The organism is Streptomyces sp. NPDC046712 (assembly GCF_040645695.1).
GTDB lineage: Bacteria > Actinomycetota > Actinomycetes > Streptomycetales > Streptomycetaceae > Streptomyces.
Map to the genome: position 1 here is coordinate 42,048 of NZ_JBEYYW010000029.1, position 15,990 is coordinate 58,037.

Consider the following 15,990-nt stretch of genomic DNA (forward strand, 5'->3'; position numbering starts at 1 on the left):
GACCTACATGCACCTGTGATTTACTCAACAAGGTTTCGTAATAATAAAAGCGGTCAACTTGGGCCAACTCGACGCACGTGTAAGGCCCCCGGGGTGACCGGGGGCCTGGAGTACGACGCCCTACGGCAGTTCGGCCTCGATCAGATCAGCGGCCCGGAGCGCCCCGCCCTCGTTCGCGATCCGTTCCTGGATCTCCTTGGCGCGGAGGGCCACTTCGGGGTCGTCGACAAGGGCGAGGACGGCTTCGCGCAGGCTCTCGGCGGTGGCCTCCTCCATCGGCAGGTGCCGGGCCACACCCAGGGACTGGAGCATGTCCGCGTTGCCGAACTGGTCGACGGCCTGCGGGACCGCGACCATCGGCGTGGCGGTGGCCAGGCCCTCCTGGCTGCCGCCCGCGCCGGCATGGGTGATGAAGGCGTCCGCCTGCTTCAGGATCGCCAACTGGGGTACCCAGGGGTGCACTTCGACATTGGCCGGAATCTCGCCCAGCTCCGACGGGTCGACGAACGCGCCGATCTGGAGCACGACATGCCAGCCCGGCAGGTCCCCGAAGGCTGCAGCGCAGGATTTGTAGAACTCCGGCTGCTTGGTGAAGGCCGAGCCCAGGGAGACCAGGAGCACCTTCTCCGCGCCCGCCGGCCGCTGCCACTCCCCCTGGTCCGCCCGGTCGCCCTGGCAGGCGCCGACGAAGGTGAAGACGGACTCGTCGACCCGATCGGCGTGCGGCTGAAGCGCCTTGGGGATGAGCACGATCGCCCGGCGGGGGCGTGCGATCAGCCGGTCGGGATGGGTGTCGACGCCGTGCTCGGCGAGCCAGTCCTCGAAGCGGGCGTAGTACGCCTTGCCCCGCTCGGAGGCCTTGAGCTCGGCGAACATCGGCTCGGCCACCTCCTCCTCGTAACCCTCCCACGGGACGAGATTCGGCCAGAGTCCCACGGCGGGCACACCCCACCGGTGTGCGAGGACCGGAGCCGGGTAGGCGGTGATGTCGTGGAGGACGAGGTCCGGCCGGTCGGCGTCGAACGCCTCGGCCAGCTGCGGGAGGACGTGCATGGCGTCGCGGAGGAACGGTTCGAGGTTGTCGATCAGTTCGGTGCCCCAGGCGTCCGGATCGTCGTCGGTGGGGAGGGTCGACTCGTATACGACGGGGGTGGCGCCGGTCGCGGCGACCTTATCGGCGAAGGAGGCGGGGATGGCGTAACTGACACGGTGCCCGCGGGCGACGAGCTCGCGGATCACTTCGAGGCTCGGGTTCACATGGCCGTGGGCGGCGATGGAGAACATGGCGATGTGGGCGGGGCGCGGGGTGGTGGTCATGCCGCCACAGTAAACGAGACGAGACGTCTCGTCCAGTCTTTACGGCGGCTCGGGATCCCTGCTCCGGGAACGCCCAGGGAACGGCGGCCGACCAGACTTCGGGACATGAGCGCCGTGGACCCGGCCGGACCGCCGGCCGGCGAGGCGCGGGACCGAGGAGGTCGCGATGAGCACCACGCGACTCACGGTGGGCGACCGGGCCCCCGACCTGGGCTGCGCCACGCTGGGCGGGGAGACCCTGTCCCCGGTCGGGCGGCCGGGGCGGACCGTGATCCTGAAGTTCTACCGCTTCGCCAACTGCCCTCTGTGCAATCTGCACGTACGGGAATGGGTGCGCCGGGCGGACGAGGTGCGGGCCGCGGGCCTGACCACGCTCGCCGTCTTCCACTCCCCCGTCGAGGCCCTGCGCTCACAGCTCCTCAAGGGCGCCGAGATCCCGTTCGACGTGCTCGCCGACCCGGAGAAGCGGCTGTTCCGCGCCTACGGTGTGGAGGAGTCCCTGGGCGGCATGTTCCACGGCAAGGTCATGAGCGACAACATGCGTGCGATGGGCGCCGGCTACCTCGGCATGATGCCGTTCGGCCACGAGGGCGGCATCCGGGGGCATCCGGCGGACTTCCTCATCGGGCCCGACGGGGTGGTCCGCATGGCGCACTACGGGGCCCACTACGCCGACACCCTCTCGGTCGACGCCGTGCTCGCTGCCGCTACGACGCCAACGGCGACGACAACGCCCGCACCGCCGCCAATGGCCGAGCAGCGCCAAGGCGCTCGAAGGTGAGGGCCGCCTCGGCGAGCAGGTCCGCGTCCGTACCCGTACCCGTGCCCGTTCGGGTGTCCGGGGCGGCCGAGGCCGCCTGAACCTTCGAGCGGGCCGACCAGAACGGCTGCCTGGCCCGCTCGTAGAGCCGGGCGGCCGCCAGGAAGTGCGTCCGGGCGACGTCCGGTTCCTCCCGCGCCGCCGCGTGGGCGCCCCGCGCGGTCTCGGCCATCGCGCTCCAGGCCGAGCTGCGGAACATCTCGGCGACCCCGGCCGCCGCCTCGGCCCGCCCGGCGGCGCCCTCGCGGTCGCCGAGCGCCGCGAACGCCTCGGCGGCCAGCGGGTTGAGCAGCGCCGAACAGCTCGGGCAGTTCCCGTCCCGTTCGCACGCCACGGCCGCCGCGTGCACCGACCGCAGCGCCTCGTCAGGAGCCCCGCGCTCCAGGGCGTCGAACGCGGCCGTCGCGTACAGCCGCCCCCAGGCGTGCGGGGCCATCGTCCCGGCCGCGGCGAGCGCCATCCCCCGCTTCAGACAGTCGGCGACCGCGGCGCTGTCCCCGCGCCCGGCGGCGAGTTCACCGAGCCGCTGCCAGGGCAGCACCCCGGATCTGCTGTCGAGCGAAGCGTGCAGGTCCACGCTGCGTTCCAGACAACCGGGGGCCTCGTCCCAGCGGCCCTGGAGCAGAAGCGCCTCGCCGAGGAGACACCACGCGAACGCCTCCGCGCGACGGGCTCCCCTGGCGACGGCCAGGTCGAGCGTGTCGCGCGCGTAGCCCTCCACGCTCTCGAACAGCCCGTCGCCGTACAGGTGGTACTCGCCGATGCAGCAGTGGATGTCGAAGATCCGGGCCAGCTGGGCGTCGGTGTCGGCCGTCGCTCCGAACCGCTCGATCTCCAGCTGGAGCCCTTCCCGCCAGGCGCCCCGGAGGTGGCAGACGATGGCGAGGGTCTCGCTCGCGGCGGCCACGTCCGCGCCGGTGCCGAACCGTTCGGCGGCCTTGAGGCTCGCCTCGGCACGGTCCTGCGCCGCCTCCATGTCCCCCGTCTCGTACAGCCAGGTGGCGCGCGTCCCGGCGATCCTGCCTGTCTCGGCCTCGTCCCCGATGTGCCCGGCGACGGTCTCGGCGGCCCGCAGATGGGGTTCCGCGTCGGCCGGGTGGTGTCCCGCGAGATGGGCGGCGGCGGCCTTGCGGTGCCGTCGGGCGGGCACCACCTCGTCGTCGCCCGGCAGCCGGGCCGCCGTGGCGAAGGCCGCCGCGGCGCCCGCCGCGTCCCCGGAGAGCATCCGCAGGTCCCCGACCTGTTCCCACAGCTCGCCGGTCAGCCCGGCGGGCTCCTCGGCGCGCCCGGCCCTGATCCGCTCGAAGAGCTGCTGCGTGCGGACGTCGGGCACGGCGTCCACCTCGTCGGCGAGGGCCTCGCGCAGCCGTCCGTAGACGGCCAGGGCGTCATGCCGGCGCCCGGCCAGCGCGTGGACACGCATCAGCGCGAAGGCCGCGTCCTCGTCGGTCGAGTCCTCGGCCAGGACGGTGTGCAGCGCGGCGGCGGCCCCGTCCAGGTCCGCCCGGGCCTCGAGCAGTCGGGCGTGGCCGACGAGAAGTCCCAGGTGTTCGGCGCGCAGGGCCTCGCGCCGGTCCGCCGTCCACTCCTCGTAGCGGAACTCGGGCAGCAGCTCGCCGCCGTACCGCTCGAGCGCGGCTTCGTAGGCGCCGGGGTCCTTCTTCCCGCGTGCGGCGAGGGCGGCCGTTTCGAAGGCGTCCACGTCGATCTCGGTGAGCGCCGGGGCGAGGAGCAGCCGCTCGTCGGCGGAGACGATGTACGTGTAGGTGGCGGCGGGGTCGGGGTCGAGCACCCGGCGTGCCTCGTGGAGGGCCTTGCGCAGCTGGTTGGCTCCGGCGGCGGGGGACAGCTCGGGCCACAGGGCGTCGAGGAGCTGTTCGCGGTGGAGCCGGTGGCCGGGTGCGAGGGCGAGCAGAGCGAGGAGGGCCTTCGCCTTGCGCAGCCGCCACCGCTCGTCGGCGATCTCGCGGCCGCCCGCCTCGGCCCGGAAGTCGCCGAGCAGGTGGATGCGCAGCGCATACGGCCCGCTCATACCTGCAAATCTAGTCCTCCGGGCCGGACCTCGCGCGGGCTCCATCCGGCCCGGGGCGGCCCGGCGGCTGCCGATGCGGCTCGGCCCAGCAGTTCCCCGTGCGGCTCGGCGCGGCTCGCCAGGGCCCGGTACGGCTCGGCGCGGCAGGGCCCGGTACGGCTCGGCTCGGCGGGGCCCGGTGCGGCTCAGTTCCGCTGGTAGCGGGCGAGGACCAGGTTGCCGTCCTCCACCAGGCGTTTGCGCAGCTCCTCGGTGTCGATCGCCCCGCTGTAGTACTCCTGGTACGCCGGGGTGGCCACCTTGTCCTTCCACTCCGGGTAGCCGCGCACCGACTGGGCCGGCGCGGAGCGCAGCTGCTCGGCCACGGCGGCTCCGGTCGCCCAGCCGTCCTTCGCGGTGTGCAGGGACGGGTCCGCGAGGGCGGCCGTGCCGGTCGGCAGCATCCAGTCGCCGCGGGCCAGACGGACCATGTTGGCCGGCTGGAGGAAGAAGTCGAGGAACTGGGCCGCCTCCTTCTTGTACGGGCTGTCCTCGGCGATCGAGAGCGTCTGCGGGCTGACGCCCTGCGCGAGCCCGTTCTTCCCCGCGGGCGCGGGCAGCACGATCCACTCGAAGCCCTTGGGTGCCTGCTGGGTGATCTGCTGACGGTAGGAGAAGCCGAGCGGAACCATCGCGTACTTGCCGCCGAAGAAGCCCGGCAGGGCGTCGGAGCCGCCGGTGCCCAGGGTGGAGCGTGAGGCGCTGAGGTCGCCGTTCACCTGGTCGTGGATGGTCCCGGGAACGACGCCGTCCTCCTCGGTGAACCGGATGGTGACCTTGCCGTCGGGTGCCCGGTGGAAGAGCTGCCCGCCCGCCGAGAGCCCCAGGTTGAGGCTGACCGAGACCGGCTCCTTCAGCGGCCAGGCGACCGCGTACCGCCCCTTGCCCATGGTGGTCGTCAGGTCCTTGGTGATCTGCCGGAACTCCTCCCAGCTCCAGGGCTTCTCCGGGGTCGGGATCCGGACGCCGGAGGACTCCAGGATCTTCTTGTTGGCCATGATCATGCGGGGTTCCTGGAGGAAGGGAACGCCGTAGATCCCGTCGCCGAAGGTCGTCGTCTCCCAACTTCGCGCCGGGATGTCGGACTTCAGACGTGCGGGCAGGAGCCCCGTCAGGTCGGCGAGGTAGCCGCCGTACGCGAAGTCGGCCAGGTCGTCGGAGGCGTCGTGGATGATGTCGGGCGCCTCACCGCCCTCGAAGGAGGTGAGGAGCTGGTCGTGGACGGAGTCCCAGCTGCCCTGGACGTAGTCGACCTGGATGTCGGGGTGGGCGGCGTTCCACTCCTTCACCAACTCCTTGTTGGCGTCGACGGACTCCTGCTGCCAGGCCAGGGACTGGAAGCGGAGCCGGATCGTGCCGCCGTCGGCGTCGTCCCCGGCGGCGCATCCGGTGAGGAGCAGCGCCAGTGCGGCGGCGGCCGACGTGAACATCCGTACGCGCATCAGGACTTCACCGCCCCTGCCAGCATTCCGCCCGTGATCCGCTTCTGGATGATCGCGAAGATGACGAGCGAGGGGATCGTGGCGAGGAACGCGGCCGCGGCGAGCGGTCCGAGGTCGGCGACGCCCTCCGCGCCGAGGAAGTGGGTGAGGACGACCGGCAAGGTCTGCTTCTCCGGGGTCTTGAGCAGGACGAGCGCGAAGAAGAACTCGTTCCATGCGGTGATGAAGGCGAAGAGCGCGGTGGCGACGATGCCGGGGGCGAGCAGCGGGGCGGTGACCGAGACGAGCGTACGGAGCTTCCCGGCGCCGTCGACGGCCGCGGCCTCCTCCAGCTCGGCCGGGACGGCCCGTACGTACCCGACCAGCATCCACAGCGCGAACGGCAGCGACCAGACGACGTACAGCATGACCAGGCCGAAGAGGCTGTTGATCAGATGCAGGTTCTTCAGGACGAGGAAGAGCGGGATGATCACCAGCACGAACGGGAACGCCTGGCTGATCACGACCCAGCCGGTGGCGGCCGTGGAGAGCCGGCTGCGGTGGCGGGCCATCACATAGGCCATGGGCGTGGCGATGACGACGGCGATCAGGGCCGCCGCGAGGGCGGCGATCAGGCTGTTGGCCGCGGCCTGGAGCAGCGGCTGTTCGTCGAAGGCCTGACGGAAGTTGGCGAGGGTCGGGTCCTTCGGGATCCAGGTCGGGTGGAGCGAGCCCAGTTCGGTGGCCGGTTTGAAGGCGGTGGAGATCAGCCAGAGGAACGGGAAGGCGAGGAAGACCAGATACGCGAGGAGGGCGAGGTACTGGCCGACGCGTGCGGGCCTGCTGGTACGGAGCGTGCTCACCGGTCCTGGTCCCCCTTCAGCCGTCCGACGAGATAGAGGGCGAGGAGTACGGAGATGACGGCGACCATCACACAGCCCATCGCGGCGGCGTAGCCGAACTGCCCGTAGCGGAAGGCCTCTTCGTAGGCGAAGAGCATAGGGAGCCGGGTGCGGCCGCCGGGTCCGCCGTTGGTCAGGACGTAGACCAGGGCGAAGGAGTTGAAGTTCCAGATGAAGTTGAGCGCGGTGATGGCGAGGGCGACCGGTTTGAGGGCGGGCCAGGTGACGGTGCGGAAGCGGCGCCAGGCGCCCGCGCCGTCGAGGGCGGCGGCCTCGTGGAGTTCGTGCGGGGTGTTCTGCAGTCCGGCGAGCAGGGCGACCGTGGTCTGCGGCATCCCGGCCCAGATGCCGACGAGGATCACGGCGGGCAGGGCGGTGGCGAGCCCGGTGAGCCAGTCGCGTCCGTCGCCGAGGCCGAGATCGCGGATCGTCTCGTTGAGGATGCCCGCGTCGGGGTTGTAGACGAGCCGCCACATGATGCCGACGACGACCTCGGGCATGGCCCAGGGGATGATCGCGAGCGCCCGGGCCAGCCAGCGGAAGCGCAGGTTCTGGTTGAGCAGGAGCGCGAGGCCGAGGGCGAGCAGGAACTGCGGGGCGGTGACGCCGACGGCCCAGAGCAGGCCGATCCGGAAGGACTCCCAGAACAGCGAGTCGTGCAGCAGGTCCTGGAAGTTGAGCGTGCCGACCCACTGGGTGGGCTGGGTGCGGCCGGACTGGGCGTCGGTGAAGGCGAGCGCGATGCCGTACAGCAGCGGGCCGACGCTGAGGATCAGGATGGGGATCAGCGCGGGCAGCACCAGGAACCAGGCGCTGTGGTCCCGCCCGTGACCTGGTTTCCCGCCGGCGGTCCTCGGTCCGCCGGACCGCTTCGTTGCGGTCGCCACACTCACAGATTCGACCCCTTATGCGCCTTTTGCCACGCTGCATCGGCCTCCGTCATGGTCCTGACAGGCCGTCGGTTCGTCAAGGCAACCTGCATCGATGCGAGACTTTGGCTGGTTCGCACACGCATCGGGGAGACACGGAGATTCGGATGGACGAGGCGCGGGCGCGGGAGATCCTGACCGCCGCGGGGCTGCCGGCGGCGGACGCGACGCTTCTCGCGCTGGGCGAGAACGCGGTCTTCGCGCTCGGCGAGCTGGTGGTGAAGGTCGGCCGGGACGCGGAGCTGCTGCCGCGCGCGGAACGGGAGCTGGCGCTCGCGGGCTGGCTGGCGGAGGCGGGCATCCCGGCGGTACGGGCGGCGGAGCCCAAGCCCCGTGCGGTGGAGGGCCACCCGGTCACCCTCTGGCACCGGCTGCCCGAGGCCGTACGGCCGGCCGAGCCGCGCGACCTGGCACCGCTGCTGCGGCGGATCCACGCCCTGCCGGAGCCGGAAGGTCTCACGCTCCCGCGCCGTGACCTGCTCGGCGGGGTCGAGCGATGGCTGCGTCTGGCGGGCGACGCGATCGACCCGGCCGACGCCGCCTTCCTGCGCGAGCGGCGCGACTCCTTCGCCCCGGCGGCGGCCGCGCTCACCCCGCATCTGGCCCCCGGCCCGATCCACGGTGACGCGCTGCCGCGCAACGTCCACGTCGGCCCGGAGGGGCCGGTTCTGGTCGACCTGGAGACCTTCTCCTCCGATCTGCGCGAGCACGATCTGGTGGTGCTCGCCCTCTCCCGGGACCGGTACGGCCTCGATCCGGCCGCGTACGACGCCTTCACCGACGCGTACGGCTGGGACGTACGGGAGTGGGACGGGTGCGCCGTGCTGCGCGGGGCCCGGGAGACCGCGAGCTGCGCGTGGGTCGCCCAGCACGCGCCGACGAACCCCAAGGCGCTGGCCGAATTCGAGCGGCGCGTGGCCTCGCTGCGGGAGGGTGACCCCGAGGTCCGCTGGTACCCCTTCTGACATCTTGACGGGGGTTCGCATGCGGGGCTCGTGTGCGAGGCCCGCATGCGGGGCTCGAATCTCGAATTCCCACTCACGAACGGGGTGTTGTGATGCGTGTGGAACTGTCCGAGGTGACGCTCGACGTCGAGGTGAGCGGCGAGGGTCCGGCCGTGCTGCTGGTGCACGGCTTTCCCGACAGCCACCATCTGTGGCGCCATCAGGTGCCGGCCCTGACCGCGGCCGGGTACAAGTGCATCGCTCCGACCCTGCGCGGCTTCGGCGCCTCGGGCCGGCCCGAGGACGGCGTGGAGGGGTACCACCCGGCGAAGCATGTCGGCGACCTGCTCGAACTCCTCGCGCGGCTGGAGGTCGACCGGGTCCATCTCGTCGGGCACGACTGGGGCTCGGGCATCGTGCAGGGCTTCGCCCAGTTCGCGGCCGAGCGGGTCGCGAGTCTGAGCATCCTGTCGGTCGGCCACCTGGCGTCCATCCGTGACGCGGGCTTCGAGCAGAAGCAGCGGTCCTGGTACATGATCCTGTTCCAGTTCCCCGGGCTCGCCGAGGAGTGGCTGGCGCGGGACGACTTCGCCAACCTCCGGGAGATGCTGGGCGAGCACCCCGACGCGGAGGCGATCATCGAGCCGCTGCGGGCGCCGGGCGCGCTGACGGCCGCCCTGAACATCTACCGTGCGGGCCTCCCCGCCGAGGTCCAGTTCGGCCCGGCTCTGCCCCTCCCGCCGCTGCCGGGCCCCGTCATGGGCGTCTGGTCCACCGGCGACCGCTTCCTGACCGAGCAGTCCATGACCGGCACCGGTAAGCACGTGGACGGCACCTGGCGCTACGAGCGGATCGAGAACGCCGGTCACTGGCTCCAGCTGGACCAGCCGGAGCGGATCAACACGCTGCTCCTGGACTTCCTGGCGGAGAACCCGATCGGCTGACGGGTCCGCACGGTCCGGTGGCGGTCAGCCCGCCACCGGCGCGAGCTCCCGCAGGGGCCAGCACGGGTCGACGACCGCCTCCGGGCTGCCCTTGCGGCGCAGGAAGTCCTGGAAGTCCTCCGCCCAGGCGCGGTACCAGCCGATCTGACGCTCATGCAGCTCCGCAGGGGTCAGCGCGGCCACCGACGCGTGCCGTTCGGCTATCGCGACCGCCACCCGCACGGCGGCCAACGCATCGGCCGCCGCCTGGTGGGCCGCCTCCAGGACGACTCCGTACTCCGCGCAGACGGCCTCCAGGGTCCGCTTCCCGCGGCGGTAGCGGTCGACGGCCCGGTCGATGGTGTACGGGTCGACGACCGGGCCTATGGGTGTGCCGCCCAGTCGCTCGCTCAGCGAGGGGAGTCCGTGGCGCCGCAGCTCGGCGGAGAGCAGGGTCAGGTCGAAGGAGGCGTTGTACGCCACGACCGGGACGCCCCGGGCCCAGTACCCGGTCAGGGTCTCGGCGATCTCGTCGGCGACCTCGCGCACCGGCCGCCCCTCGGCGGCCGCCCGCTCGCTGCTGATGCCGTGGATCGCGGACGCCTGCGCCGGGATCCGGATCCCCGGGTCGGCGAGCCAGTCCCGCTGCCGCGCGACGCGTCCGTCGTGGACGCCGACGACGGAGGCCGTCACGATCCGCGCCTCCAGCGGTTCGGTGCCGGTCGTCTCCAGGTCGAATCCGACCAGCTCTTCCCCGTGCCAAGCCATCGGGTCCTCCTTACGTGATCTCCCCCGTGGTGCTGAAAACTCTCGCACGAGCCACTGACAACGACCCTCGGGCCACGGGCCCGGCCCTCAGGACACCGGCCGGGAGTCGAGCCAGACCGACTCGAACTCCTCCCGATAGGTGGCGAAAAGTCCGTAATCTCCATCGCGCGCCTGTTGTCCGGAACGCACCAGGTTCCGGCCGCCCCCGCGCAGCACCAGGACCGGTGCCTCCATCCCCCGCGCCTTCCGCAGATACGACTGGACGACGCCGACCCCGTCCGGCCCGTCCCCGTCCACCAGGTACGCGGTGAAGCGCGGCGTCTCGTCGAAGACATGGATCTGGAAGGCGCCCGGGTCGCGCAGCCGGGAGCGCACCCGCCGCATGTGGAGGATGTTCATCTCCACCGAGCGGCTCAGCTCGCCCTTCTTCAGGCCGAGTTCGCGCTCGCGCCGCTTGACGGCGCTGCTCGCCGGGTTCAGGAACAACAGCCGTATCCGGCAGCCGGACTCTGCGAGACGTACGAGCCGCCGCCCGGAGAAGTTCTGCACCAGCAGATTCAGGCCTATGCCGGTGGCGTCGAGGCGCCGCGCCCCACCGAAGAGGTCCTCGGCCGGCAGCTGCCGCTGCAGCCGCACCCGGTCGGGGTGGACGGAGACCACGTCCGCGTACCGGTCGCCGACCAGGTCCTCGACCGCGTCGACCGGCAGCCGGTCCGCGGACGGCACCCCCGCCCCGCTGCCGAGGATCTCCAGGAGCCGGGCGGAGGCCCGCTCGGACTGGGCGAGCACGGTGAGCGAGAGAGCCCGGTTGCGGGAGACGACGTTACGCGTCACCTCCAGCTCGTCCAGCGCGAGCTCGACCTCCCGCCGGTCGTCGAAGTACGGCTCGAAGCACGGCCAGTGCTGCACCATCAGCTCCCGCAGCTGCGGCAGCGTGAGGAAACTGAGCACGTTGTCGTCGGCCGGGTCGAGGAGGTAGCCCTTGCGCCGCGAGACCTCGCGGACGGCGACGGCGCGCTGCACCCACTCCTGTCCGGCCGGGCCGGCCGCGGCCACCACCCAGTCCTCGCCGTGCACCGGCTCGTACACCGGCCGCAGCACGGCGGCCACCACGGCGCGCAGCCGCTGCTCGACGAGATTCAGCCAGATGTAGGCCCGGCCGGCCCGCTGGGCCCGGGTGCGCACCTCGCTCCAGGCTTCGGCGCCCCAGTCGAGCTCCGCCCCGATCTCCATCGGCCTGGCGACGGAGACCGCGCCGGGCGGGACTTCCACGGGGTCGGCGGCGCCCCCCTCGTGACCCGCGTCACCTGGGGGCAGCTCCAGACCTCCCGAGCTCACCCGCGCACCGCCTTCTGCTCCTGGACGCCCGATCCGACCGTCTGTCAACGATCAAGGAAGGGTACTCCGGGAGCGGGAGGCGGTGCAGCAGGATCGGCAGGCTGCTTGCTCAACTCCCCTGATTCGGAGCGCCGTTCTGGTTGGCGAGATCGTCCGGAGTGAGCGGATTCATAGCGGTAACGTCCCTGGGTGCGAGCTGGAAGCCCTGCCAGTGCACCGGCATCGGCTGCTGGTCCTCGTCCCGGGCGATGTGGTGGAACCCGATGTTGACCCAGACGGCGGGGTCGGTCAGCGTCTCGCCGTTGACCCACTTGTCCACGCTGTCCGGCGCGTTCCGGCCACAGTTGAGAATGTTATTGCTGGCGAACTGCTCACAGGCCCGGGTCTGGGTGAAGTAGATGTCGTGCTTGGTGAAGCCGCGCCCGGCGTGGGTGTTGGAAGGACCCGGCACGATCTCGTACGAGCGGGCGTGGCCGTCCTTGTTCTTGCCGTTGGCGCTGACCACCCGCCACCAGCGCATGTTCTTCGCGTCTCCCGCGAGTTCCTTCGTCACCGGCGTGCGGGTGGTCTTCACGGACGGTCCGCCGCCACCGGCCGCCGGGGCGGTGACCTTGGAGTCGTACTGCTCGATCCGGTCCTTGACGCTGCCGTCGAGACCGAAGTCGAGCCGCCAGAAGACGTTGTGTGCGTGGCTGGTGGCGTAGGAGCGGGCGCCGTGGCCGATGGGCCAGCCGCGGCCGTCGGTCGCGTTGTAGTCCCCCGGGGACAGACTGCCGGTGGCGCCGACGTTGGCGGCGATCGTGCCGTCCGAGGAGAACCGCCACTCGGTGATGTACTCGTACCAGGCCACCTTGTTGACGGTGTAGACGAGGAGGTCCTTGCCCTGGGCCTGCCAGACCTTCGTACCCTCGTCGTTGGCCATCCGGTACGCGTGGCCGCGCGCCCGGGTGGTGGTGCACAGGCCGTTGACGTTGCCGAGCTCGGGCACCTTCACCGTGGTGATCGTGCCGCCGGGGCATTCGGCCGGCTTCAGGTTCTGCAGCCCCCAGCCGAAGCCGGCGCCGGTCAGGTCGTCGTACTCGGCGTTGCCGTCGTCGTAGGGGACGTGGATCTGCGCGAGCTTGGCGCTGTTGAGGACGCGTATCGGGGCGCTCGCGCCCTTGGGCTGGTAGGTGACCTTGTCCAGGACGAGCCCGGAGTCGGTGTCGTAGCGCCAGCACATGCGCCAGGTGGTGCCGCCGTCGAGCGTCTGCTCGAGGCGGTAGGCGGCGGAGCAGTCGGGCCGGGGCGGTGCGGGGGCCGCGGTGGCGGAGCCCATCGGGCCCGCGGCCGCGGCGGCGGTGCCGAGCAGGGCGGCGGCGGCGAGAACGGCGCCGTGTCTGCGGGCACGGACAAGGATCGGGTGGGACATGACGAACGAACTCCCTCGTAGGCGTGTCGGTGGTCAGCCGACGCGCGTGACGGTCCTGGCGCTGAGGTCGACGATCAGATTCCGGGTGTCGATCCACGAGCCGTTGAGGATCTTGGTGACGAGACGGACGCACCGGTGCTCGCCGCACTTCGCGAGCTGGGCCGGGACGTTCGCCTCGCGGTAGGTGCGGTAGACGTCACCGTTGAACCAGAGCTGGTCCGGCGAGGTCAGCGCCTTGCCGGTGGCGTCCTTGTAGTCCTCGCGGACCCCCTTGCCGAGCGGGCTCGCGAGGATGAGCTCCAGCGCCTCGCGCAGCTCCTCCGGGTGCGCCGAGGGCTGCACCCCGCGCTGCACGCCGGCGTGCTCGACCTTCCCGGTCTCCAGGTTGACGGTCCGGGTGATCAGCTCGTCGCGCCCGTAGTCGTAGAAGCGCACCTCGGCGCGGCGCGGCGCGCCCGGCCGGTCGATCTCCTCGGGGAGCGGATCGGCCAGCTCGGTGGCCAGGTGCTGGGGACCACGGCCCCCTTCGACGTCGCGCTGCGCGGAGGCGGCCGGCGGGGTCAGCGCCAGGGCCTCGGCCCGCTTCAGCTCGTCGTCGGTGAGCGGGTCGGTGCCCACTCCTTTCGTGCCCTCCGGCGGTGCGGTGGCCAGGGTCGCGGGCTCCGGCGCGGTACCGTCGGAGGCGTCCGCCGACGACGGCGGTACGGACGCGGCGGTACGACTCCGGGAGGTGTCGTCGGCCCCCGCGGTCCCCGGCAGGGTGATCCCGACCATGACGGCGGTCCCCGTCACCGCCATGGCCGCGCCCGCCACCACCTTCCCCAGATGGCGGCGCACTATTTCGTACACACTTCCCCCTCTGTTCCCCCTTGTGCACTGGTCACCCGGTAGGACGGGCCGAAGTCCTAGGAGGTTGCACCGTTTTCGGGCAGGATCTGGCCGGAGTGCACCCCAACACCCGGATCAGGATGGAAGAGTCGTACCTATGCAGGTCTGGCCGGGACAGGCGTATCCCCTGGGCGCCACCTACGACGGCGCAGGAACCAATTTCGCGGTCTTCTCGGAGGCCGCCCACAGAATCGAGCTGTGTCTGCTCCACGACGACGGCTCGGAGACGGCGGTGGAGCTGCGTGAGACGGACGCCTTCGTCCGGCACGCCTATCTGCCCGGAGTGATGCCGGGTCAGCGGTACGGGTTCCGGGTCCATGGCCCGTACGCGCCCGAGCGGGGGCAGCGCTGCAACTCGGCGAAGCTGCTCCTGGACCCCTACGCCCGAGCTGTCTCGGGCACGATCGACTGGGGCGAGTCGGTGTACGGCTACCACTTCGGCCGGCCCGACTCGCGCAACGACCTGGACTCGGCGCCCCACACGATGACCTCGGTCGTGGTCAATCCGTACTTCGACTGGGGCGACGACCGGCGCCCGCGCACCGACTACCACCGGACGGTGATCTACGAGGCCCATGTGAAGGGCCTGACGATGCTCCACCCGGAGCTTCCCGAGGAGCTGCGCGGGACGTACGCGGGTCTCGCACACCCGTCCGTCATCGGACATCTGAAGGAACTGGGCGTCACGGCATTGGAGTTGATGCCGGTGCACCAGTTCGTCAACGACCATCGGCTGGTGGACGCGGGCCTCGCGAACTACTGGGGCTACAACACCATCGGCTTCTTCGCCCCGCACAACGCCTACGCCTCCTGGGGCGACCGGGGCCAGCAGGTCCTGGAGTTCAAGTCGGCGGTACGGGCCCTGCACCAGGCGGGGATCGAGGTCATCCTCGACGTGGTCTACAACCACACGGCCGAGGGCAACCACCTCGGCCCGACGCTCTCCTTCCGGGGCCTGGACAACCCCTCGTACTACCGGCTCGCGAACGACCGCCGGTACTACACGGACACCACCGGCACCGGGAACTCGCTGCTCATGCGGTCCCCGCACGTGCTGCAGCTGATCATGGACAGTCTTCGGTACTGGGTGACCGAGATGCATGTGGACGGGTTCCGCTTCGATCTGGCGGCGACGCTCGCCCGCCAGTTCCACGAGGTGGACCGGTTGTCCTCGTTCTTCGACCTGGTGCAGCAGGACCCGGTGGTCAGCCAGGTGAAGCTGATCGCCGAGCCGTGGGACGTGGGTGAGGGCGGCTACCAGGTGGGCAACTTCCCGCCGTTGTGGACCGAGTGGAACGGCATGTACCGGGACTGCGTACGGGACTTGTGGCGGGGCGAGCCGAGGACTCTCGCGGAGTTCGCCTCCCGGCTGACCGGCTCGTCCGACCTCTACCAGGACGACGGACGCCGGCCGCTCGCCTCGGTCAACTTCGTCACCTGCCACGACGGGTTCACGCTGCGCGACCTCGTCTCGTACAACCAGAAGCACAACGAGGCGAACGGGGAGGGCAACCGGGACGGCGAGGGCTACAACCGGTCGTGGAACTGCGGCGCCGAGGGCGAGACGGACGACATCGGCATCAACGAGCTGCGCAACCGGCAGATGCGGAACTTCCTCGCCACGCTGATGCTGTCGCAGGGCGTGCCGATGCTCAGCCACGGCGACGAGTTCGGGCGGACGCAGGGGGGCAACAACAACGCGTACTGCCAGGACAACGAGGTGTCGTGGGTGCGCTGGCCGGAGCCGGGCAGCGACGCGGACGGCACGCTGCTCGAGTTCACCCGGGCGATGGTGCGGCTGCGCCGGGACCATCCGGTCCTCCGCCGCCGCCGCTTCTTCCACGGGCGGCCGGTGGAGGGCACGCACGACGAGCTCACGGACATCGCCTGGTTCACGCCGGAGGGCGAGGAGATGACCGCGCGGGACTGGCAGGCGGCGCACGCGCAGGCGCTGTCGGTGTTCCTGAACGGGAACGCGATCTCCGAGCCGGGGCCGCAGGGGGAACGGATCGCCGACGACTCGTTCCTGCTGATGTTCAACGCGTCCTCGCAGGAGCTGGAGTTCGAGGTCCCGGTCAACCACGGCCAGACCTGGCGGGTGGTGGTGGACACCTCCCACCCGGAGGGCATCCCACCCCAGGAGGGGCCGAAGGTGGCGGCGGGTGAACGGGTGACGCTGGCGCCGCTGAGCCTGACGGTCCTGAGACGCCCGGCGTAGCGCGTGGGCGGGGGCGCCCCGGCCGGGGCGCCCCCGCCCT

Annotated in this window: 13 protein-coding genes; 4 read left to right on the top strand and 9 right to left on the bottom strand. The window is 71.3% G+C overall.

Translation table 11 applies throughout. The annotated features are described in order from the left end of the window. Positions 1–120: 120 nt before the first annotated feature. Positions 121–1,317 carry a macrolide-inactivating glycosyltransferase gene (gene mgt / locus ABZ939_RS30035; RefSeq protein ID WP_361861938.1) on the bottom strand — a complete coding sequence of 399 codons (1,197 nt, stop codon included), beginning with the start codon at positions 1,315–1,317 and terminating at the stop codon, positions 121–123. Positions 1,318–1,483: 166 nt separating this feature from the next. On the opposite strand from mgt, the gene ABZ939_RS30040 reads away from it, so the two are divergent. Continuing rightward, positions 1,484–2,098, top strand: a complete 615-nt coding sequence (locus ABZ939_RS30040) for a peroxiredoxin-like family protein (protein ID WP_361861941.1) — start codon at positions 1,484–1,486, stop codon at positions 2,096–2,098. On the opposite strand, the gene ABZ939_RS30045 is transcribed toward ABZ939_RS30040, so the two are convergent. The 4 genes from ABZ939_RS30045 to ABZ939_RS30060 form a co-directional block, all read right to left on the bottom strand. Beyond that, entirely contained in the window at positions 2,025–4,169 is a 2,145-nt protein-coding gene (locus tag ABZ939_RS30045) for a BTAD domain-containing putative transcriptional regulator (RefSeq protein WP_361861944.1), read from the bottom strand. The genes ABZ939_RS30040 and ABZ939_RS30045 overlap by 74 nt on opposite strands. Before the next feature lie 185 nt (positions 4,170–4,354). After that, positions 4,355–5,650 carry an extracellular solute-binding protein gene (locus ABZ939_RS30050; RefSeq protein ID WP_361861947.1) on the bottom strand — a complete coding sequence of 432 codons (1,296 nt, stop codon included), beginning with the start codon at positions 5,648–5,650 and terminating at the stop codon, positions 4,355–4,357. After that, on the bottom strand, positions 5,650–6,492 hold the full coding sequence (locus ABZ939_RS30055) for a carbohydrate ABC transporter permease (protein ID WP_361861950.1): 843 nt from the start codon (positions 6,490–6,492) through the stop codon (positions 5,650–5,652). Before ABZ939_RS30055 ends, ABZ939_RS30050 begins: the two co-directional genes overlap by 1 nt. Then, complete coding sequence (locus ABZ939_RS30060; protein WP_361861953.1) at positions 6,489–7,418, bottom strand: sugar ABC transporter permease; 930 nt, start codon at positions 7,416–7,418, stop codon at positions 6,489–6,491. Before ABZ939_RS30060 ends, ABZ939_RS30055 begins: the two co-directional genes overlap by 4 nt. Before the next feature lie 149 nt (positions 7,419–7,567). Between ABZ939_RS30060 and ABZ939_RS30065 the strand changes: the two genes are divergently transcribed. After that, positions 7,568–8,425 (top strand): aminoglycoside phosphotransferase family protein, encoded by an 858-nt coding sequence (locus ABZ939_RS30065; protein ID WP_361861956.1) that lies wholly within the window; start codon positions 7,568–7,570, stop codon positions 8,423–8,425. A gap of 92 nt (positions 8,426–8,517) precedes the next feature. Then, positions 8,518–9,348 (top strand): alpha/beta fold hydrolase, encoded by an 831-nt coding sequence (locus tag ABZ939_RS30070; RefSeq protein ID WP_361861958.1) that lies wholly within the window; start codon positions 8,518–8,520, stop codon positions 9,346–9,348. 24 nt (positions 9,349–9,372) lie between these two features. Here the strand turns inward: ABZ939_RS30070 and ABZ939_RS30075 are convergent, their stop codons facing one another. The 4 genes from ABZ939_RS30075 to ABZ939_RS30090 form a co-directional block, all read right to left on the bottom strand. Next, positions 9,373–10,095 carry a 3'-5' exonuclease gene (locus tag ABZ939_RS30075; protein WP_361861961.1) on the bottom strand — a complete coding sequence of 241 codons (723 nt, stop codon included), beginning with the start codon at positions 10,093–10,095 and terminating at the stop codon, positions 9,373–9,375. A gap of 87 nt (positions 10,096–10,182) precedes the next feature. Continuing rightward, on the bottom strand, positions 10,183–11,433 hold the full coding sequence (locus ABZ939_RS30080) for an SAV2148 family HEPN domain-containing protein (protein WP_361861964.1): 1,251 nt from the start codon (positions 11,431–11,433) through the stop codon (positions 10,183–10,185). Positions 11,434–11,542: 109 nt separating this feature from the next. Continuing rightward, complete coding sequence (locus tag ABZ939_RS30085) at positions 11,543–12,844, bottom strand: copper amine oxidase (protein ID WP_361861967.1); 1,302 nt, start codon at positions 12,842–12,844, stop codon at positions 11,543–11,545. Positions 12,845–12,877: 33 nt separating this feature from the next. Beyond that, a complete protein-coding gene (locus tag ABZ939_RS30090) occupies positions 12,878–13,693 on the bottom strand; it encodes a Tat pathway signal sequence domain protein (RefSeq protein WP_361861970.1) in 816 nt (271 codons plus the stop codon). A 136-nt stretch (positions 13,694–13,829) separates the two neighbouring features. Here ABZ939_RS30090 and glgX point away from each other — a divergent pair, with 136 nt between their 5' ends. Continuing rightward, complete coding sequence (glgX, locus tag ABZ939_RS30095) at positions 13,830–15,950, top strand: glycogen debranching protein GlgX (protein WP_361861973.1); 2,121 nt, start codon at positions 13,830–13,832, stop codon at positions 15,948–15,950. Positions 15,951–15,990 lie beyond the last annotated feature (40 nt).